Source organism: Planomonospora alba, from assembly GCF_039534085.1.
Classification (GTDB): Bacteria; Actinomycetota; Actinomycetes; order Streptosporangiales; family Streptosporangiaceae; genus Planomonospora_B; species Planomonospora_B alba.
The window spans coordinates 1-19,842 of sequence record NZ_BAAAUT010000062.1 but is presented as its reverse complement, the minus strand read 5'-3'; the positions used below and the strand labels follow the sequence as shown (position 1 = coordinate 19,842).

Sequence of the window (19,842 nt, the reverse complement as noted above, 5' to 3'; positions counted from 1 at the left end):
GCGCCCGGGGATTGACTTCTTCAGTCCTGCTCGGCGTCCTGCTGAGCGGAGCGGTCCGCCCGCAGCTGCCTGATCTCGGCCTCGAAGTCGGCCAGCGTCTCGAACCCCCGGTAGACCGAGGCGAAGCGGAGATAGGCCACCTCGTCCAGCTCGCGGAGCGGGCCCAGGATCGCCAGACCGACCTCGTGGGCGGGGATCTCCGCGGCTCCGGTCGCCCGGATGCTCTCCTCGACGCGCTGGCCGAGCTGGGCCAGGGAGTCCTCGCTGACGGGCCGTCCCTGGCACGCCCGCCGGACCCCCGCGATCACCTTGTCCCTGGAGAAGGGCTCGGTCACCCCGCTGCGCTTGCCCACCATGAGCAGGACCGTCTCCTGCGTGGTGAACCTGCGCCCGCACTGCGGGCACGTGCGCCGGCGGCGGATGGCCGCGCCGTCCTCGGTGGACCGGCTGTCGATGACCCGCGTGTCAGGGTGACGACAGAACGGGCAGTGCACGTGCGTCGCCTCCTTGACCGGATGAATGTCACACCTGCCCCACACGCCCCGCGTCATCCCATGCGGAATACCCGCACCCGTTCACCGGCGAAGGTGAAGTGCGGTGATGGAAACACAACTTATGGTGAGGCGGGATGGGTGGTGCCACTAGATGTTGTGGTGCAACCGTAGAAGTGCACGACCATGAACGCAAGTTGATCCGGAGGGCCGGCGCGAAGGCGCAGATCAGGGATGCGAGCCGGGCGTGTCGCCGCCCGCCGGAATCGGCGGGTCCCTGGCGGGCCCCGCGGCCCCCTTCGCCGGCCCGGCGGCCCTTCCTGCCCGCCGGACGCCTCCGCCCGGGATCGCCCACCCGGGACGGCCCGGTCGGCGCCGGCCGCACGCCGGCCGCGGACGGCCGGCTCCGGCCCAGGTCATGCCCGGGCCGGACGAGGGTATCGGACGGCCGGCACCGCCCGTGACACGGCGCCCGGCCACGACCGGCCTCGGCCGCCTCCGCCCCATCCGGGCGGGTCGGAGTGAGGCGGGTCGGGGCGGGGCCGACGGGCGGCAGGGCCGGGACGGGCCCCGGAGGGGACTCCGGACGCGAGGGAGGACGGCCCGCGCGGGGACGGTCCGCGCAGGGACCGCACGGCCCGCGCGGGAACGGCCCGAGTGCGAAGGAGGGCCGTCTAGGCCGGGAAGAGACGGCCGACGACCCACAGGAGGGTGAGAGCGAGCAGCACGAGGGCGAGAACCACCACGATCCGGCCCCTGCGGGTGAGCCTGACCCGCGGCCCGGAGGTCCGCCGCGCACCCCGCGCCGGGCCCGGGCGCCCTCCGGCGTCCCGCGGCACCCGGCCGGTCCCGCCGCCCTGAGCGGCTCGCGCGCCCCTGCCGCTCCGGGAATCCCGCGCGCCCTGCACCGCCCGATCACCCCGGGCACCCCGCACGCCCCGTGCCGCCTCACCGTCCCGGGCCTCTCGCGCGGCCCGCACCGCCCGGCCCTCCCGGACCGCCCCGGCAGGTCCTCCGGCGGGACGGGGGACCTCGCGCACGGCCCCGGCGCGCCCTCCTTGCAGCACCCGCAGGTGCGGGCGCCCCTGGTCCGGCCGGCCCTCCCGCCCGGACCCCCGCATCCGATCCGCCGCCCGCTCCGCGGCCCCGGTCCGCCCCGCCCCCTGCTCCGACGCCCGTGCCCGCCCGGATCGCCGCACCCGCCCGGTCGTCCTCACACGCTCCCCCCTCCCCGCGCCCGAACAAAGGCGACGGAAAGACCGGCGAATCGAACACGATGTCGATCGAACTCCCGTACGATGTTGTACACCACGGCGCCGAGGATTTCGAGGAAGACTCGAACAATTGTTTGAAGATGATCTTCGACGGGAGTACGGTCGCCGTGTGCGACATGAGGAATACAGAGCGGGAGGCGAGGAGATCCCATGAGCGAGCGCAACGAGAACGGCGCGGCCCCCAGTGACCTGGCGGTGCGCAGGCGTGACTCCCTCGGCCTCACCCCCAGGCAGCGCAAGATCCTTGAGGTGATCCGCGACTCGGTGCAGCAGCGCGGCTATCCGCCGTCGATGCGCGAGATCGGCGAGGCGGTGCAGCTCACCAGCACCTCCAGTGTGTCCCACCAGCTGACGGCGTTGCAGCGCAAGGGTTACCTGAGGCGTGACCCGCACCGGCCCCGCGCGCTGGAGGTCCGTCTGCCCGGTGAGCCCGTGCTGTGGGTGGATCCCGACGCCGGCACCGACGAGACGCCGGTCAGCCGGCCGACCGCCTCCTACGTGCCCCTCGTCGGCCGGATCGCCGCCGGCGGCCCGATCCTCGCCGAGGAGAGCATCGAGGACGTCTTCGCCCTGCCCAAGCAGCTCGTCGGCGAGGGCACGCTCTTCCTGCTCCAGGTGACCGGTGACTCGATGATCGACGCGGCCATCGCCGACGGCGACTGGGTGGTCGTGCGCCAGCAGCCGGTCGCGGAGAGCGGTGACATCGTCGCGGCGATGATCGACGGCGAGGCCACCGTCAAGACCTTCAAGCGCCGGGACGGCCACGTCTGGCTGGTCCCGCACAACCCGAACTACGACCCGATCCCGGGCGACGAGGCCACCGTCCTCGGCAAGGTCGTGGCGGTCCTCCGCAAGCTCTGAGCAGTCCCGCGTCGAGCCGCCGGTCATCCCGTCCGAGCCGGAGCGCGCCGAGCCGGCATCCGGCCGACGCGTTCCGGAGCGGACGCCGGGACGGGCGCGCCACCGGGCCGCCCGCCCCGGTTAGGCTGGGGCGGTGAGCGATCTGCCCGATATGAACGATCTGACGCTGGACGACCTGACCGACAGGGACGGCGCGAAATGGTCGTCGGCCGGACCCGGCGTGATCCCGGCCTGGGTCGCGGACATGGACTTCCCGGTCGCTCCCGCCGTACGCGAGGCCCTGATCCGCCGGGCCCGCGGCGACCTCGGCTACCCCTCCTGGCTCGACCGGCTCGGTGACGGTCCGCTGGCCGAGGCTTTCGCCGAGCGCATGGAGCGGCGGTACGGCTGGCACGCCGACCCCGGCCACGTGCGCTCCTTCACCGACATCAACCAGGCCCTCCAGGTCGTCCTGCACCTGGCCACCCGGCCCGGCGACGCGGTGGCCCTGCACGTCCCGACCTACCCGCCCTTCCTGCAGACGCTGGCCGACATGGACCGGCCGCCGCTGCCCATCCCGCTGGAGCCGGCCGGAGACTCCTGGGGCTTCGACACCGACGCCCTGGCCGCCCGGCTCGCCGAGGGCCGCTGCCGCGTGCTGCTCCTGGTGAACCCGCAGAACCCGACCGGGCGCTCGTTCACCCGCCGGGAGCTCACCGACCTCGCCGAACTGGCCGAACGCCACGACCTGCTGGTCGTCTCCGACGAGATCCACGCCGACCTGACCCACGCCCCGGCCCGGCACGTCCCCTTCGCCACGCTGCTGCCCGAGCGGACCGTCACGCTCACCTCCGCCACCAAGGCCTTCAACCTGGGCGGCATCCGCTGCTCGGTGGCGCACCTGGGGGCACCCGCCGTACGCGAGGCGCTGAGCGCCCAGCCCCGCCACCTGTACGGCGCGGCCCACGTGTTCGGGGTCGACGCGACCGTCGCGGCCTGGCGGGACGGGGACGACTGGCTGGAGCGGGTCAGGGCGCTGCTCGACCGCAACCGGCGCCTGGTCGCCGAGCGGCTCCCCCAGGGCGTCGGCTACCGGGTACCCGACGCGACCTATCTGGCATGGCTGGACTTCAGGGGTCTGGGGACGGGCGAGGACCCCGCCGACCTCCTGCAGCGCGAGGCCCGGGTGATGCTCAGCCAGGGCCCGCCGTTCGGCCCCGGCGGCGAGGGGTTCGCCCGGCTGAACTTCGCCACCTCCGAGCCGGTCCTCTCCGAGGTCCTGGACCGCATCGCCCGGGCGGTGAAGGCCCGGTCGTGACCGCCCGGCGGGGCCTGCGCGCGGGCCGGGGACCAGGGTTCCCTGAACCCCTTCAGGGCCCCGGGACCGGGCCCGGTGAGCCGGGGACGCCGGGAAGCGCCGGGTCGGCGGCGGACTGGACGTCCCCCGGGGCGGGGCATCCGGAGGGCCGGCGTCGCCGGAGGGGTGGAGGGTCCAGCGGCCCTCCACCCCTCCGGCGACCCGCTCGGCGGCCCCGGAGAACCGGGGCCGCCGAGGGCCTCACGGGACGATGTTGACCAGCTTCGGCGCGCGGACGATGACCTTGCGCGGCGCGCCGGACAGGAAGCCCTGGACCTTCTCCGAGGCCAGCGCCAGCGACTTCAGGTCGTCCTCGGAGATCTCCGGGGAGACCTCCAGCCGGTCGCGGACCTTGCCCGCGACCTGCACGACGCAGGTGACGGTCTCCTGGACCAGCAGGGCCTCCTCGGCGACCGGCCAGCCCGCCGCGGCGACCGAGGCCGGGTGGCCCAGACGCTCCCAGCCCTCCTCCGCGACGTACGGCGCGACCAGGGAGAGCATGACGGCCAGGGTCTCGGCGGCCTCCCGGACCGCCGGGTCGGCGGCGCCGGGCCCGGAGTCGATGGCCTTGCGGGCCGCGCTCGTCAGCTCCATCATGCGGGCCACCGCGACGTTGAAGCGGTAGGACTCGACCAGCGTGGTGACCTCATCGATGATCTTGTGGACGGTCCTGCGCAGCTCCAGGTCACCGGTGGAGAAGTCCGCGCCGGGGGCGGAGGCCGCGCCGGCCTCCGCCATCACCCGGAAGGCGCGGGCCAGGAACTTCTGGGACGCGGCGGGCGAGACGTCGGCCCAGTCGATGTCGTCCTCGGGCGGCCCGGCGAAGATCATGGTCAGCCGGACGGCGTCCACGCCGTAGGCGTCGATCTGCTCGCCCAGGTCCACGCCGTTGCCCAGGGACTTGGACATCGCCTTGCCCTGGTTGATCACCTGGCCCTGGTTGAGCAGGCGGGTGAAGGGCTCGGTGAAGTCGACCAGGCCCATGTCGTGCAGGACCTTGGTGAAGAAGCGCGAGTACAGCAGGTGCAGGATCGCGTGCTCGACGCCGCCGACGTACTGGTCGATCGGACCCCACTGGCGGACCTTCTCCACGTCGAACGGGCCGTCCTCGTAGCCGGGGTCCACGTAGCGCAGGTAGTACCACGAGGAGTCGACGAAGGTGTCCATCGTGTCGGTGTCGCGCCGGGCGGCGCCGCCGCACTTGGGGCAGGAGACCTCGACCCAGTCGGCGGCCGCGGCCAGCGGGGAGACCCCCTTGGGCGCCAGGGCCTCACCGCGCAGGTCGGGCAGGGTGACCGGCAGCTGCTCGTCCGGGACGGGGACCTCGCCGCAGTCGGCGCAGTGGACGATCGGGATCGGGCAGCCCCAGAAGCGCTGGCGGGACAGCAGCCAGTCGCGCAGCCGGAAGTTGACCGCGGCCTTGCCGGTGCCCCGCTCGTTCAGGATCTCGATGATCTTCCGGATCGCGGACGCCTTGTCCAGCCCGTCCAGGGGGCCGGAGTTGACCAGCAGGCCGTCACCGGAGGTCGCCACGCCCGTCTCGCCCGGGTCGGCCAGGCCGGTGTGGACCACGACCCGTACCGGCAGGTCGAAGGCGCGGGCGAAGTCCAGGTCGCGCTGGTCGTGCGCGGGCACGGCCATGATGGCGCCGTGGCCGTAGTCGGACAGCACGTAGTCGGCGGCCCAGACCGGCATGCGCTCGCCGTTGACCGGGTTGATCGCGTAGCGGCCCAGGAAGACGCCGGTCTTCTCCTTGTCGGTGGAGAGCCGGTCGATGTCGCTCAGCTTGGCCACCTCGGCCCGGTACGCCTCGAAGGCCGGCCGCTGCTCGTCGGTGACGAGCTCGTCGGCCAGCGGGGCGTCCGGGGCGACCACGAAGAAGGTCGCGCCGTACAGGGTGTCGGGGCGGGTGGTGTAGACGGTGACCGGCTCGTCGCGGCCCTCGATCACGAAGTCGACGTCGGCGCCGGTGGAGCGGCCGATCCAGTTGCGCTGCATGCTCAGCACGCGCTCCGGCCAAGCGCCCTCCAGCTGCTCCATGTCGTCCAGCAGGCGGTCGGCGTACTCGGTGATCTTGAAGTACCACTGGGTCAGCTCGCGCCGGACGACCTCGGCTCCGCAGCGCTCACACCGGCCGGCGACGACCTGCTCGTTGGCCAGCACGGTCTGGTCGTTCGGGCACCAGTTCACCAGGCCGCCCTTGCGGTAGGCCAGCCCGCGCTCGAAGAAGCGCAGGAACAGCCACTGGGTCCACTTGTAGTAGGAGGTGTCGCTGGTGTGCAGCCGGGTCGACCAGTCGAAGGAGACGCCGTAGCGCTTGAACGAGGCGGCCTGGGTCTCGATGTTGGCGTAGGTCCACTCGGCCGGGTGGGCGTTGCGCTTGATCGCGGCGTTCTCCGCGGGCAGGCCGAAGGAGTCCCAGCCGACGGGGTGCAGGACGTTGTAGCCCTTCTGCCGCCAGTAGCGCGCCACGACGTCGCCGATGGCGAACGCCTCGGCGTGCCCCATGTGCAGGTCTCCGGAGGGGTAGGCGAACATGTCGAGCATGTAGCGCTTCTCGCGGGTGTCGGCGGGGTCGTCCGCGGCCCGGAACGGGTCCAGCTCCTCCCACCGTCGCTGCCACTTCGCCTGCAGTGCCTGCGGGTCGTAGTGCTGCTCGTCGCGTTGCATGTCGGCTCGCTCGCTCACGTTTCTTCCCTCGGTGTACGTCTGCGCAGATGATCTGGACCATCCGGCCCCAATAGAAAAACCCTCCGCTCACGCGAAGGGCAGCCGCATCGGTGAGGCGCCGGGACCGCGCCCCCCTCGACCCCGTGTCCGGCGGACCTTGCCGCGGCGGGATCGCGCGGGGCGCTCCCTAGCGCCGGGAGAGCCGATGCGGCCTGGTAAGCAGCAGGGCCGCGGCACGCATAGTCCAAGACTATCGCAGTCCGCAACCGCCGGTCATGACCGGGAAGGAGAGCCGATCACGGCGGAACCGGGACACCGGGGGCGCCGGAAGGGCACAATGGGACGCCCATGCATTCGGGGCGACCGAGACGTGATGGCGACAGAACCGTTGCGGCCTCGCCTGTCCCGGCAGTTTACCCTTTTCACCGTGGCACACTCAGCAGAGCCGGGGCAGGGCCCGGATCCCAGGGAGGCGGGCCTGCCCCTGCAGGACCCTCCGACCGATCCCACCGGCCTCCAGTTCAGGGAAGCGTTCTCCCGTTTCCCTGCGAAACCCCCCGTCCCGCATGAGAGCATGCCCAATACGCATATTTCGGGCGCCCGTGTGGGAGGTAAGGAATCCATGGCCTCGGATCACTCCAGCCAACCCCCTCTTCCCCCGCCGGTGTGGAGCCAGGCGTCCGGGGCCCCGCCCACCGGAGCGGACGATGCCTCCGGCCCCCGGCTCCCCCGCCCCCAGGACGGCGCCCCCGCGGTCGGCCCCTCCCGTGCGGCCCCGATCCCGGGCAACCGTTCGTGGCAGCAGATGTTCGGCACGGACGCCTCCGGCCCGCAGGCGGGCGGCGCGGCGCGGCAGGACTCCACGCGGCCGTCCGCCCCGGCTCCCGGCGACGCCGGGCCGGGCGCGTCCTCCGGCGAGGCGCCGAGCCCCGCGTTCACGCCCGCCTGGGCCGACTCGCGGCCCAACTGGACGGCGCCCTCCGAGGCCGAGGGCTCCCGCGACTCCCGGCCGAACTGGGCCACTCCCCTCGGCACGGACTCGCGGCCCGGCCGGACCCCGCCGCCGGCCGCGGAAGGCGGGCCGCCCGCCGGGCCGGGCCCGTCCGCGGACCCGTTCGCCAAGCCGGACCCGTTCACCTCCGCCGACCCCTTCGCCAGGCCGGATCCCTTCACCTCCGCCGACCCCTTCGGCAGGACCGCCGCCTTCGCCGTCCCGGCGGGGGCCCCGGACGGCCCCGCCTCCCGGGACGACGCGGCGGAGCCCGGCCGTCCGGCGTCCGAGGGGCGCCCGCCCGGCGGGGCCCCGCACCAGGACCGGGCCGGACAGCCCGGACAGGGCGCCGCCCAGGACCGGGCCGGCGGCCATCTGAGCCGGGACCCCTCCGACCCCAACCGGCCGTTCGTCACCGCGGGCCAGATCAGCGGGCCGAAGACCCCGCCGCCGGAACGCCAGCAGGAGCTGTGGAACACCGTCTTCGGCGAGAACTACCAGGCGATCGGGGACGAGGAGGAGCTCGCCGGGTCCGGCAGGCCCGTGTGGGTCTTCGCGCTCGCGGGCTCGGCGGTGATCGCGCTGGTCGGCGCGGTGCTCTGGGCGTTCCTCGCCGGTCCGCTGGCCTCCGCGGAGGAGGAAAGCGCGGCCGCCGCGACCAAGCCGTCCCAGACGCCCAGTCCGAGTGCCGCCGCGAAGAAGATCGGCCGCCTGCCGAAGTTCTCCGGCGACCCCTCCCCGGTGGCGGGCACCCTCACCGACGCCAGGGCCGCTCTCACCCTGCCCCGGCTGGGCGCGCCGTGGCGGCTGGACACCCGCCCGAGCGTGACCACGACCTACGGCTTCAGCACCCGCCAGTACGTGCTGGCCGGGCAGGACAGCGCGGGCAAGCCCCAGGCCGCGCAGCTGATGTCGGGGCCGCTCTCGCCCCGGATGGCGAAGTACTACACCTCGCCGGAGAACCTCTCCCCGGTGATCAACGCGGTCACGCTGGTCGCGCGCAAGCGGTTCTTCCCCGAGGGCAACACCGCCAAGAAGACCGCCCAGCAGACCCTCGCGGTCGGCGGCCTGCCCGCGCAGCTCGCCGCCTACGAGATCACCGCGGACGGGCAGAAGACCACCGTGGTCGTGGCGGCGGTGAGCACGGGGGCCGATCTGCCCTCGATCGTCTACATGTCGGTGCCGGACGGCAAGAAGGAGTTGCTCCCCGACATCAACGCCGTCTTCACGGCGATCCGGACGACGAGCCGGGGATGACGGACGGGCGCGCTAGAAGTCGCACGTCATGTGCTTGATGCCGTTGATGAAGCCGGAGTAGAGCCGCTGCGGACCGCCGCCCTCGATGTGCGGAACCCTGCGGAACAGCTCGCGGAACATCACCGTGATCTCCCGGCGGGCCAGGTGCGCGCCCAGGCAGAAGTGCGGGCCCGGCCCGCCGAAGCCCACGTGCGGCCCCTCGGTCCGCAGGATGTCGAACCGGGACGGGTCGGTGAAGACCGCCTCGTCCCGGTTCCCGGACCAGTAGAAGAGCAGGACCTTCTCCCCCTTCCTGTAGAGGTGGCCGTTCATCTCGTGGTCGCGGGTCACCTTGCGGCGCATGAAGTTCACCGGTGAGGCCAGTCGGACGATCTCCTCGACCGCGCCCGCGACGCGGCCCTCGAAGTCCTCCAGCAGCAGGGCGCGCTGATCGGGGTTCTCGGTGAACAGGTGCAGGCCGTGCGAGATGGCGTTGCGGGTGGTCTCGTTGCCGGCCACGACCAGCAGGATGAAGAACGAGCCCAGTTCCTGGCCGGTGAGCCGCTCCCCGTCGAGGTTGGCGTTCGCCAGAGCCGAGGTCAGGTCGTCGGCGGGGTGCTCGATCCGGTGGGCGGCGAGCTCCTGGACGAGCCGGTTCAGCTCCATGCCCGCCGTGAGCAGGTTCTCCCCGATCGCGGCGGGGTCGCCGCCGCCGTACTCGGGGTCGAAGCCGCCGAGGATGCGGTTGGAGCGGTCGAAGACGAACCCGTGGTCCTCGTCCGGGATGCCCATCATGTCGCAGATGATCTTCAGGGGGAGGCGGGCGGCCGCCTCGGTGACGAAGTCGCAGCCCGGCCCCCTGGCCAGCAGGTCGTCGACGATCCGGGCGGCCGCCGCCTCGACGCCCGCCTCGAACCGGCCGATCATCTTGGGCGTGAAGGCCCGGGAGACGATCCGCCGCAGCCGCGCGTGCCGGGGATCGTCCATGTTGATCATCGAGCCGAAGTACTCGGCGAACTGCGGCGGCATGTCCGGGATGTTGGTGGCTCCGCCGTCCCCCGAGCAGAAGATCTCGGGCGTGCGGCTGGCCTCCAGGATGTCGGCGTGCCGCACCAGCGCGTGGAAGCCGGGACCCGGGGGCGCGTAGGAGACCTCGGGCTCGGCGTAGAAGACGGGCCGCTCCAGGCCCCGCAGGAGCGCGAAGGCCCGCTCCCGTTCGTGCATCGGCCGGGCCCAGAAGGCGTGGTCGGACAGGTCGACGTCGGCGGCCGAGGCGATCGGCCCGCCTTCGCCCGGCATCGCGGTCATACCGCCATCATCGGCGGGTCCGTCCGCTCAGGTCAACGCGCCGCCCTCAGAAGTCGCAGGTGAGGTGCTTGATGCCGTTGATGAAGCTGGAGCGCAGCCGGTCGGGCTCGCCGGCCGCGCGGATCTGCGGGATCCTCGTGAACAGCTCGCGGAACATCACCGTGATCTCCCGGCGGGCCAGGTGCGCGCCCAGGCAGAAGTGCGGGCCCGGCCCGCCGAAGCCCACGTGCGGCCCCTCGGTCCGCAGGATGTCGAACCGGGACGGGTCGGTGAAGACCGCCTCGTCGCGGTTGGCCGACCAGTAGAAGAGCAGGACCTTGTCGCCCTCGCGGTAGAGGTGGCCGTTCATCTCGTGGTCGCGGGTCACCGTACGGCGCATCCAGGTCACCGGCGAGGCCACCCGGACGATCTCCTCGACCGCGCCCGCGACGCGGCCCTCGAAGTCCTCCAGCAGCAGGGCGCGCTGATCGGGGTTCTCGGTGAACAGGTGCAGGCCGTGCGAGATGGCGTTGCGGGTGGTCTCGTTGCCGGCCACGACCAGCAGGACGAAGAACGAGCCCAGCTCCTGCAGCGTCAGCCGCTCACCGTCGAGGTTGGCGCTGGTCAGCGCGGTGATGAGGTTGTCGCCGCCCGCGTCGGCCAGGGAGACGACCAGGTCCTGCAGGCGCTGCCCGGCACCGAGGAGCAGCTCGGCCGCGCGGCCGGGATCCTCCATGAACTCGGGGTCGCCGCCGGACAGGATGACGTTCGACGCCTCGAAGACCGTCCGGTGGTGCTCCTCGGGGATGCCCATCATGTCGCAGATGATCTTCAGGGGGAGGCGGGCGGCCACCTCGGTGACGAAGTCGCAGCCCGGCCCCCTGGCCAGCAGGTCGTCGACGATCCGGGTTGCCTCGGCCTGCACGTCCGCCTCGAACCGGCCGATCATCTTGGGGGTGAAGGCCCGGGAGACGATCCGCCGCAGCCGCGCGTGCCGGGGGTCGTCCATGTTGATCATCGAGCCGAAGTACTCGTTGAACTCCACGGGCAGGTCCTGGACGTTCACCGCGCCCCGGCCGGAGCAGAACACCTCCGGCAGGCGGCTGGCCTCAACCACGTCGGCGTGCCGTACCAGGGCGTGGTAGCCGGGTCCGGGCGGGGCGAAGGGGATCTCCGGCTCGGCGAAGCGGAGCGGGGCCGGCTGGGCGCGGAGCAGGGCGAAGGCCTTCTCCCGCTCGGCCATCGGCCGCTCCCAGAACGCCAGGTCGGAAAGGTCGATCTCCGCCAGCGGAACCGTCACGCCAACCTCCACTAGAACCGGATTCGGTTCATTCGATCCTGCCACACGATCTCCGTCCTGACCAGCTCGGGCAGGCCGCGCCGCGGGAGTGCCCCCGAGCCGCTCAGGTGGTGTACGGCAGGTGCTTGATGCCGTTGATGAAGTTGGACAGCAGATAGGAGGGCTCGCCGGCCGCGCGGATCCCCGGCACCCGGGTGAGCAGCTCGCGGAACATCACCGTGATCTCCCGGCGGGCCAGATGGGCGCCGAGGCAGTAGTGGGGGCCCGGCCCGCCGAACCCGACGTGCGGATTGGGGTGGCGGGTGATGTCGAAGACGTCGGGGTCGGTGAAGACGGACTCGTCGCGGTTGGCGGAGTTGTAGAAGAGCAGGACCTTGTCGCCCCTGCGGTAGTCCATCCCGTTCATCGAGTGGTCGCGGGTGAGCGTGCGGCGGAACTGGATCACCGGCGTGGAGTAGCGGACGATCTCCTCGACCGCGCCCGCGATGCGGCCCTCGAAGTCCTCCAGCAGCAGCGCGCGCTGCTCCGGATGGTCGGTGAGCAGCTTCAGCCCGTGGGAGACGGCGTTGCGGGTGGTCTCGCTCCCGGCGACCACGAGCAGGATGAAGAACGAGCCGAGCTCCTGCGGGGTGAGGGACTCCTCGCCGTTGACCAGCAGGCTGGTCAGGTCGCCGGTGGAGCGGCCCCGGCGTGCACGGCCGAGCCGGGCGGCCAGGTGGTTGAGCTCCCGGCCGGCGCCCATCAGCTTGACCAGCCCGCGCGCCACGTTCCAGCGCCTGAGCTCGGGCTGGATGCCGGTGTACTCCGGATCGGCGTTGCCCAGGATGATGTTGGTGGCGCGGAGCACCCGGCCGTGGTGCTCCGGGGGGATGCCCATCATGTCGCAGATGACCTGGACCGGCAGGCGGGCGGCGACCCGGGTGACGAAGTCTCCGGACCCCTCGGCGACCGCCTCGTCCACGATCCGGGTGGCCGCCCGCTGGAGGTCCTCCTCCATCTTGGCCAGGATGCGGGGGGTGAAGGCCCGGGAGACGATCCGCCGCAGCCGCGCGTGCCGGGGGTCGTCCATGTTGATCATCGAACCGAAGTAGACCGCCATCCACCTGGGCATGTCCACGATGCTGTTGGCCGTCGGCTCGCTGCTGAAGACCCCGGCGTTCCGGCTGGCCTCGGTGACGTCGGCATGCCGTACCAGGGCGTAGTAACCGGGGCCGTGCCCGACGAAGGGGATCTTGTTCTCCCTGACGAACACGGGTCGGTCCAGTGCGCGGAGCCGCCGGAAGGCGTCCATCCGCGCGGACTGCGGGAGCGCCCAGAACGGGATCTCCGATAGGTCGATGTCCGCCGCATTCACGGTCATGCACTCAGAGTTCGGCAAGTAAGCACTTACGTCAAGTGTGAGCCCCGTCACACGCAACCCGCTGAGCAGCACGGACGCGCCATGATCGAACAAGGTGTAAGCGGGCTCTTACCTGCACGTATCCCGGCGCTTTGCCGGTCAATTTGTAACCTTGCCTACCTACCGGTAGGTATGCTCCTCCTGCCAGGATGAACGGGCCAGAGCTTGTCCGGACGGAGGATCCAACCCATGCTCAACCTGTCGATCGTGCTGGAGGACAGCGCCCGGGAGTGCCCCGACCGCACCGCGGTGGTCTACGGGGATCTGAGGATTCCGTACTCCCTGGTCGAAACAGTCGCGAACCAGGTTGCCAACCTGCTCGTCTCCCGGGGCATCGGCAGGGGCGACAAGGTCGCGCTCGCCTGCCCCAACCTGCCCTACTTCCCCTTCGTGTACTTCGGGATCCTCAAGGCCGGGGCGACCGTGGTGCCGCTCAACGTCCTCCTCCAGGCGCCGGAGATCGCCTACCACCTGGAGGACTCCGAGGCCAAGGCGCTCTTCTGCTTCGAGGGCCTGCCGGACCTGCCCCTGGGCCGGCGCGGCAGGGAGGGCTTCGAGGCGGCGGCGAACACCGAGCACTTCTTCGTGCTCCCGGCCACGCCGTTCGCCACCGAGTCGGAGCACGGCGAGACCATCTGGGCGGCGCTGGACGGCGTCTCCGGCGAGTTCGAGACCGTCCAGACCGCTCCGGACGACACCGCGGTCATCCTCTACACCAGCGGCACCACCGGCCGGCCCAAGGGCGCCGAGCTCACCCACATGAACATGCTGATGAACGCCATCGTCTCCGACGAGATGTTCCCGCGTTCCGAAAGCGGCGACGCCTACCTGGCGGTGCTCCCGCTCTTCCACTCCTTCGGCCAGACCGTCGTCATGAACGCCGGCTTCCGCCGCCGCGCCACCGTCGTGCTCCTGCCCCGCTTCGAGCCGGGCCCCGCGCTGGAGCTGATGCGCAAGGAGGAGATCACGCTGTTCGCGGGCGTGCCGACCATGTTCTGGGGCATGCTGACGAAGATCCACGCCGACGGCGACGAGATCCCGACCTCGCTGAAGGCCGCCGTCTCCGGCGGCGCCGCCGCCCCGGTCGAGGTCCTCAAGGACTTCGAGGCGACCTTCGGCCTCGGCATCCTGGAGGGCTACGGCCTGTCGGAGACCTCCCCGGTGGCCAGCTTCAACCAGCTCGGCAGGCCCACCAAGCCCGGCACCATCGGCACGCCGATCTGGGGTGTGGAGATGAAGCTGGTCGACAGCGAGTGGAACACCGTCGAGGGCGAGGGCCCCGGCGAGATCGCGATCCGCGGCCACAACGTGATGAAGGGCTACTACAACCGGCCTGAGGCGACCGCCGAGGTCATGAAGGACGGCTGGTTCCGCACCGGAGACATCGCCACCCGGGACTCCGACGGCTACTACACGATCGTCGACCGGGCCAAGGACATGATCATCCGTGGCGGTTTCAACGTCTACCCGCGCGAGCTCGAGGAGGTCCTGATGACCCACCCCGAGGTCTCGCTCGCCGCGGTGGTCGGCGTGCCCCACGACTCGCACGGCGAGGAGGTCAAGGCCTACATCATCCGCACCCCCGGCGCCGCCGTCACCGAGGAGCAGCTCGTCGCCTGGTGCAAGGAGAACATGGCGGCCTACAAGTACCCGCGGATCATCGAGTTCCGCGACGCCCTGCCGATGACCGCCACCGGCAAGATCCTCAAGCGCGAGCTCCGGTAGAACCCCGGCGCTCCTCCTCAGGACGGCGGCCGCCCTGCCGATGAGCCGTACATGACGGCCGCCAGAGCATGGAGCTTCCTCGTCGCGGCGGTCACGGCCTCGGTCGTGACCGCCGTGGCGTACGAGACGACCCCCGGACAGATCCTCTATTTCGTCCTGTACGGCGCGATCTGCGCCCTCACCTGGTGGGCGGCCCTGCGGCTGGCCGAGAGCCCGGACCGGCGGCCCTGGCTGCTGATCGCCACGGCCCAGACGCTCTGGCTGACCGGCGACGCGATCGAGATGGCGTACTTCCTGTTCACCCCGGAGGTGCCCGCGGTCGGGATCAGCGACGCCTTCTGGCTCGGCGGCTACCCCCTGGTCGCCGCGGCCCTGATCCTGATGGCCCGCCGCCGCGCGCCCGGCCGCCTGCGCGGCGCCGTGCTCGACGCGCTGACCCTGTCCACGGTGGCCGCGCTGGCCTCCTGGCAGTTCCTGATCGAGCCCACCCTCCGGTACGGCCTCGGCACCGCGGTCGTCCCCGCGCTCTACCCCCTCTGCGACGTCGTGGTGCTCGCCGCCGCCCTTTTCCTGGCCCTGTCACCGGGCGAGCGCGGCGCCCCGACCCGGCTGCTGCTCGGCGCCGTCTCCGCCTACCTCGCCGTAGACCTCGGCTACAACCTGCTGCCGTACGTGTTCGAGCGCTGGAGCCTCGACCTGTGGTACGTGCTGGACCGGCTCGGCGTCGGCCTGCTGGCCGGCCACGCCCTGCTCGCCACGGCCGCGCTGCACCCCCGCCGCGCCGAGCTGACCCGTTCCGGCATCGACGTGGGGACCCTGCACCCGGCGCGGGTCGTCTTCCTCGGCCTGGCGCTGCTGGGCACGCCGGCCATGGCCCTGCGGTACGCCGGCTTCAGCGGCGAGGAGGTGCTGACCATCGTCGCCAGCGCCGCCGCCGCGACCTTCGTGCTGGCCCGGTTCACCACCGCGGTCCGCGAGCAGGAGCGCATGCAGGCCCAGCTGGCCTACCAGGCCCGCCACGACCCGCTGACCGGCCTGGCCAACCGGGCCGTCCTGCACGACACCCTGCAGCGGATCGTGCCGGACGGGGAGCCGGGGGCGGCCGGCTGCGCGGCGGTGCTCTACCTCGACCTCGACGGCTTCAAGCAGGTCAACGACACCTGCGGCCACGAGGCAGGCGACGCCGTGCTGCGCGCGGTCGCCGCGCGCCTCACCGCCGCGATCCGCGGCACCGACCTGGCGGCCCGCCTCGGCGGCGACGAGTTCGTCCTGCTCTGCCCGGGGACGACCCGCGAGGAGGCCGGGCGCCTGGCCGAGCGTCTGCTGCGGGAGATCACCGCTCCGGTGCCGTTCGGCGACCACCTGCTCCACGTCGGTGCCAGCATCGGCATCGCCGTGCACGGCGACGGCGCGGCCGGGACCACGGCCACGGAGCTGCTGCGCTCGGCCGACGCCGCGATGTACGCGGCCAAGCACCGGGGCAAGGGCCGCTGGGTCGCGGCCGGCGCGGGCGGACCGCGCATGGCCGCCTGAGCCCACCCCGGCCGGACCGCGCGCCGCGCGGACCGCGCATCGCGCAGGCCCACCGCCCGCACGGGCCGCACACCGGACGGGCCCGCCGTCCCGGTGGGGACGGCGGGCCCGCACGGCGGGCCGGGCGATCAGGGCCAGTCGCGGGAGGGCCGCAGCGGCACGCGGGAGCCTCCCTCGGCGTCCAGCCTGGTGGCCAGCACCTGGTGGAGCTGGACCTTGTTGCGCTCGAAGCCGACCACGCAGCCGGCCATGTAGAGCCGCCAGACCCTGGCCGTGCCGCGGCCCACCTCCCGGACGGCCTCCTCCCAGTGCGCGTCCAGGTTGGCGCACCAGTGCTTGAGGGTCAGGGCGTAGTGCTCACGGAGGTTCTCCTCGTGGCGGATCTCGAAACCGGTGTCCTCCATCTCGCGGATCAGGGTGCCCACCGACTCCAGCTCGCCGTCCGGGAAGACGTAGCGGTTGATGAACCCGCCGGCGTTGAGGGTCTTCTCCCTGCCCGTCGGCCGGGTGATGCAGTGGTTGAGCAGACGCCCGCCGGGGACGAGCTTGCCGTACAGGAAGCGGAAGTAGAACGGGAGCTGGTCCCTGCCGATGTGCTCGGTCAGGCCGATCGAGCTGACCGCGTCGAAGCCGCTCTCCGTGACGTCGCGGTAGTCGCCGTGCCGGATCTCGACCAGGTCGCCGAGGCCCGCCTCGGCGACGGCCTTCTGCCCCCACTCGGCCTGCCGGCGCGAGAGGGTGACGGCGAGCACCTTCACCCCGTACTCGCGGGCGGCGTGGATGGCCATGCCGCCCCACCCGCAGCCCACGTCCAGCAGGCGCATGCCCGGCTTCAGCCCGAGCTTCTTGGCCACCAGGTCGAACTTGGTGAACTGCGCCTCCTCCAGGGACGCCTCCGCGGTGGGGAAGACCGCGCAGGTGTACGCCATGGAGGGGCCGAGCACCCACTCGTAGAAGGTGTTGGACACGTCGTAGTGGTGGTGGATCGCCTCGGCGTCCCGCCGCTTGGCGTGGCGGCTGCCCAGCCGGGCCATCATGCTGCGCCGCACCTCCTGGGGAGGGGGCGGGACGATCATCGTCAGCGGCTTGAGGCCCAGGGCCCGCGCTGTGGCGATCTTCTCCTGGAGCGGGATGTCGCCGATGGTCAGCGACCACATCCGCGACAGCAGGGTGTACATGTCGCCGTGGACGTCGAGGTGGCCCGACACGTACGCCCGGGCGAGCCCGAGCTCTCCGGGGGACTGCGCGAGGTAGGCCACAGCGATGGGGGTCTTCACCTCGATGGTGACGTCCGCGCCGGAGGGGCCCGCCTTGCTGCCGTCGTAGGCGGTGAACCCGATCCCGGCCCCGGGACCGACGACCTTCTCGAAGATCTCCGCGAGCTTCACCGAAAGCAACCTCCCTAACGTCCCCGTACGCACTTGTCGTAGAGATCGAGCAACCGGCCGGAGGGGTCGTACTCCCGTTTGACCGGCCAGTAGGCGTCCCCGTTGTAGAGCCGCCAGAATTCGTCCCGGGGGTAGAACGACGTGGAGTACAGCGACTTGTGCCCCTCCAGCCGGTGCACCTCGTGCTCGATGAGACGGTTGTGGTAGCCGTCGAACTGGCCCCGGGGCAGCGGGACGGTCCCCCAGAAACCGAAGTTCACGTACAGCCGGCCCGGCTCCAGCGGGTAGAGCGGCCACTCGCTCGAGGACTTGAGCGGGCACATCCAGACCGGCGTCATGCCGACCTTCTCGTGGAAGAACTCCAGGAAGTCGGCGCCGCGCTCGACGGGCACCTCGATGTCCTGGATGACCGACTCCTGCACGGGCCGGTTCCGCCAGCGGTCGATCCGGGCGGTCACGCCGTACCTGCGGTCGAGGCCGACGAGCCGGCGGTAGACGTCGGAGCGCATCCACCGGCGCGGCATCACCGAGCGCACCCGCGGGTCCTGCACCCCGAAGGCCCGCGAGCACCAGAACCAGTCGGTGTCCCAGCGCCACAGGTAGTCGCGGACGGTCAGCCAGTCGCGGCTCCGCGTCCTGATCGACTGGTAGTAGATCCGCATGCCGGTGTAGTCCGAGACGTACGGCGCGCGCTCGGCGAACCGGCCGAGGGTGATGTAGAGCTCGTCCGGGGCGAAGAAGGTGCCGTCCACGAAGTCGACCGGCTCGCCGTCGTGCTCGCCCCGCTCGCAGATCTCGTTCATCGCGAGCATGCACTTGTGGGCGTCGGTGAACTCCAGGTGCGTCAGGCGCACGTACGGCTGGACGGGCTTGAGCCTGATCCGGAGCCGGAGCGCGTAGCCGAGCGTGCCGTAGGAGTTGGGGAACGCGCGGAACAGGTCGCGGTGCTCGCCGGAGTCCCGGGCGACGATGACGCGGCCGTCGCCGGTGAGGATCTCCATCTCCTCGACCGACTCGTGCGGCAGCCCGTCGGCGAAGCTGGTGGACTCGATGCCGAGCCCGGTCACCGCGCCGCCGAGCGTGATGGTCTTGAGCTGCGGCACGACGTACGGCATGAGCCCGTGCGCGAGGGTGGCGTCCACGAGGTGCTCGTACGTCGTCATCCCCTGGACCTCGGCGGTCATGGCGACGGGGTCGACCTCGATGACCCGGTCCAGGTCGCGGGCGGACAGGCGGGCCGCGCGGCCGCCCTCGCGGAAGCGGAACAGGTTCGTGGTGGCCTTGGCCAGCCTGGGCGCGCTCCCCTCGGGGAGGGACGCGTAGGACTCCCTGATCTGCTCCACCGCCCGCCGGTGCGCCGACATCGGTGTCGTGGGCAGCACAGGACATCACCCCCAGGCTCTCGACGGAAAGATCGCCCCTAGCACGTTATCTCCCCGATGCGGGCGCGGCCAGGAGGGGTCGGTTAAACGCGTGAAAACTCTTCCGGGTAGGGGCGGGCCGAAAACCCGGCCGGGATCATCCCGCGCGGCCCGGGCGGAAGCTGTCGAGCACCCGGTCCATCATGGCCCGGTGCTCCTCCCACCGGGACTCCGCGGTGGTCCAGGTGAGGACGACGGCGGTGTCGCCGAGCGCGATGAGGCGCCGCACCTCGTGGTAGCCCGTCCCCGGTGAGGCCCACTCCGCCCCGCCGTCGCCCTTCGTCCAGCCGAACTCCCAGTCCAGCGCGTCGCCGTAGGGGGTGGAGACCTGCCGGGTCTTCTCCCCGGCGAGCTCGCTCCACCGCCCGACCTCCTCCCGCAGCGCCGTGCGCACGGCCTCCAGCCCGCTCACCGGGCGCACCACCTCCACCGACAGGTGCGCGTCGCCCCCGGGGCTGAGCCACTGGGTGTAGCCGGTCTCGGCGATGTGCTCCGCCTTCCAGCCGGACGGGTAGTGGATGGACCACTCCTGCGGGCCGTCCGCGACCCAGTGCCGCGTCCCGCTCCCGGCCGAGGCGGGCCGCCTGCTCCGGGTGGTCGTGGGAGTGGGGGTGGGGGTCGGGGTCTCCTCGGGCGTGCGGGCCCGGGTCTTCCGCTCCGGCTCGGCCGCGGGCGCCGCCGGGTCCGGGATGTGGGGCGAGGCGGCGGACCGGTCGGCCTCGGAGATGACCCACCCGGCCGTGCCCGCGCCGGCCACGAGCAGCGCCAGCGTCATGAACAGCACGACGGGGATGCGCCTGCCGCGCCGCCGCGCGGGCGGGGGCGGGGGAACCGGCGGGACCGCTGCGGGGGCCGGCCCGCCCTGGGCCGCGGCGCCGTGCCGGACCGCCTGGTGCCGGACCGTGCCGCCGGGCTGCTCCGGCGCGATCC

Annotated in this window: 12 protein-coding genes and 1 pseudogene; 5 read left to right on the top strand and 8 right to left on the bottom strand. The window is 72.2% G+C overall.

Features of this window, described 5'->3' with window-relative positions; all coding sequences use genetic code 11:
* Positions 1–20 precede the first annotated feature (20 nt).
* Positions 21–494: a transcriptional regulator NrdR gene (gene nrdR, locus ABD823_RS28600; protein ID WP_344864975.1), complete on the bottom strand. Its 474-nt coding sequence runs from the start codon at positions 492–494 to the stop codon at positions 21–23.
* A 1,421-nt stretch (positions 495–1,915) separates the two neighbouring features.
* Between nrdR and lexA the strand changes: the two genes are divergently transcribed.
* A complete protein-coding gene (lexA, locus tag ABD823_RS28595) occupies positions 1,916–2,626 on the top strand; it encodes a transcriptional repressor LexA (RefSeq protein WP_344864973.1) in 711 nt (236 codons plus the stop codon).
* A 133-nt stretch (positions 2,627–2,759) separates the two neighbouring features.
* The gene (locus ABD823_RS28590) at positions 2,760–3,923 is read left to right on the top strand and encodes a MalY/PatB family protein (RefSeq protein WP_344864971.1); all 1,164 of its coding nucleotides are present in this window, start codon (positions 2,760–2,762) and stop codon (positions 3,921–3,923) included.
* Between the two features lie 240 nt (positions 3,924–4,163).
* Here the strand turns inward: ABD823_RS28590 and leuS are convergent, their stop codons facing one another.
* Positions 4,164–6,632, bottom strand: a complete 2,469-nt coding sequence (gene leuS / locus ABD823_RS28585; protein ID WP_344865007.1) for a leucine--tRNA ligase — start codon at positions 6,630–6,632, stop codon at positions 4,164–4,166.
* A gap of 805 nt (positions 6,633–7,437) precedes the next feature.
* On the opposite strand from leuS, the gene ABD823_RS28580 reads away from it, so the two are divergent.
* Positions 7,438–8,880 (top strand): hypothetical protein, encoded by a 1,443-nt coding sequence (locus tag ABD823_RS28580; protein ID WP_344864969.1) that lies wholly within the window; start codon positions 7,438–7,440, stop codon positions 8,878–8,880.
* Positions 8,881–8,892: 12 nt separating this feature from the next.
* Here ABD823_RS28580 and ABD823_RS28575 read toward each other — a convergent pair whose 3' ends face one another.
* The 3 genes from ABD823_RS28575 to ABD823_RS28565 all read right to left on the bottom strand — a co-directional run bounded on the left by ABD823_RS28575 (position 8,893) and on the right by ABD823_RS28565 (position 12,806).
* Positions 8,893–10,167 carry a cytochrome P450 gene (locus ABD823_RS28575; protein ID WP_344864967.1) on the bottom strand — a complete coding sequence of 425 codons (1,275 nt, stop codon included), beginning with the start codon at positions 10,165–10,167 and terminating at the stop codon, positions 8,893–8,895.
* A 46-nt stretch (positions 10,168–10,213) separates the two neighbouring features.
* Complete coding sequence (locus ABD823_RS28570) at positions 10,214–11,389, bottom strand: cytochrome P450 (protein ID WP_344865005.1); 1,176 nt, start codon at positions 11,387–11,389, stop codon at positions 10,214–10,216.
* Between the two features lie 160 nt (positions 11,390–11,549).
* On the bottom strand, positions 11,550–12,806 hold the full coding sequence (locus tag ABD823_RS28565; RefSeq protein ID WP_344864965.1) for a cytochrome P450: 1,257 nt from the start codon (positions 12,804–12,806) through the stop codon (positions 11,550–11,552).
* Positions 12,807–13,034: 228 nt separating this feature from the next.
* Here ABD823_RS28565 and ABD823_RS28560 point away from each other — a divergent pair, with 228 nt between their 5' ends.
* Together ABD823_RS28560 and ABD823_RS28555 are read left to right on the top strand one after the other, a co-directional pair.
* Positions 13,035–14,570 (top strand): long-chain-fatty-acid--CoA ligase, encoded by a 1,536-nt coding sequence (locus ABD823_RS28560; RefSeq protein WP_344864963.1) that lies wholly within the window; start codon positions 13,035–13,037, stop codon positions 14,568–14,570.
* Positions 14,571–14,621: 51 nt separating this feature from the next.
* Positions 14,622–16,103: a diguanylate cyclase domain-containing protein gene (locus ABD823_RS28555; protein ID WP_344864961.1), complete on the top strand. Its 1,482-nt coding sequence runs from the start codon at positions 14,622–14,624 to the stop codon at positions 16,101–16,103.
* A gap of 128 nt (positions 16,104–16,231) precedes the next feature.
* On the opposite strand, the gene ABD823_RS28550 is transcribed toward ABD823_RS28555, so the two are convergent.
* The 3 genes and pseudogenes from ABD823_RS28550 to ABD823_RS28540 form a co-directional block, all read right to left on the bottom strand.
* The gene (locus tag ABD823_RS28550; RefSeq protein ID WP_344864959.1) at positions 16,232–17,491 is read right to left on the bottom strand and encodes a class I SAM-dependent methyltransferase; all 1,260 of its coding nucleotides are present in this window, start codon (positions 17,489–17,491) and stop codon (positions 16,232–16,234) included.
* A gap of 14 nt (positions 17,492–17,505) precedes the next feature.
* Entirely contained in the window at positions 17,506–18,855 is a 1,350-nt protein-coding gene (locus ABD823_RS28545) for an FAD-binding oxidoreductase (RefSeq protein WP_344865003.1), read from the bottom strand.
* Between the two features lie 154 nt (positions 18,856–19,009).
* A pseudogene (locus ABD823_RS28540) lies at positions 19,010–19,842 on the bottom strand (hypothetical protein); the annotation flags it as partial.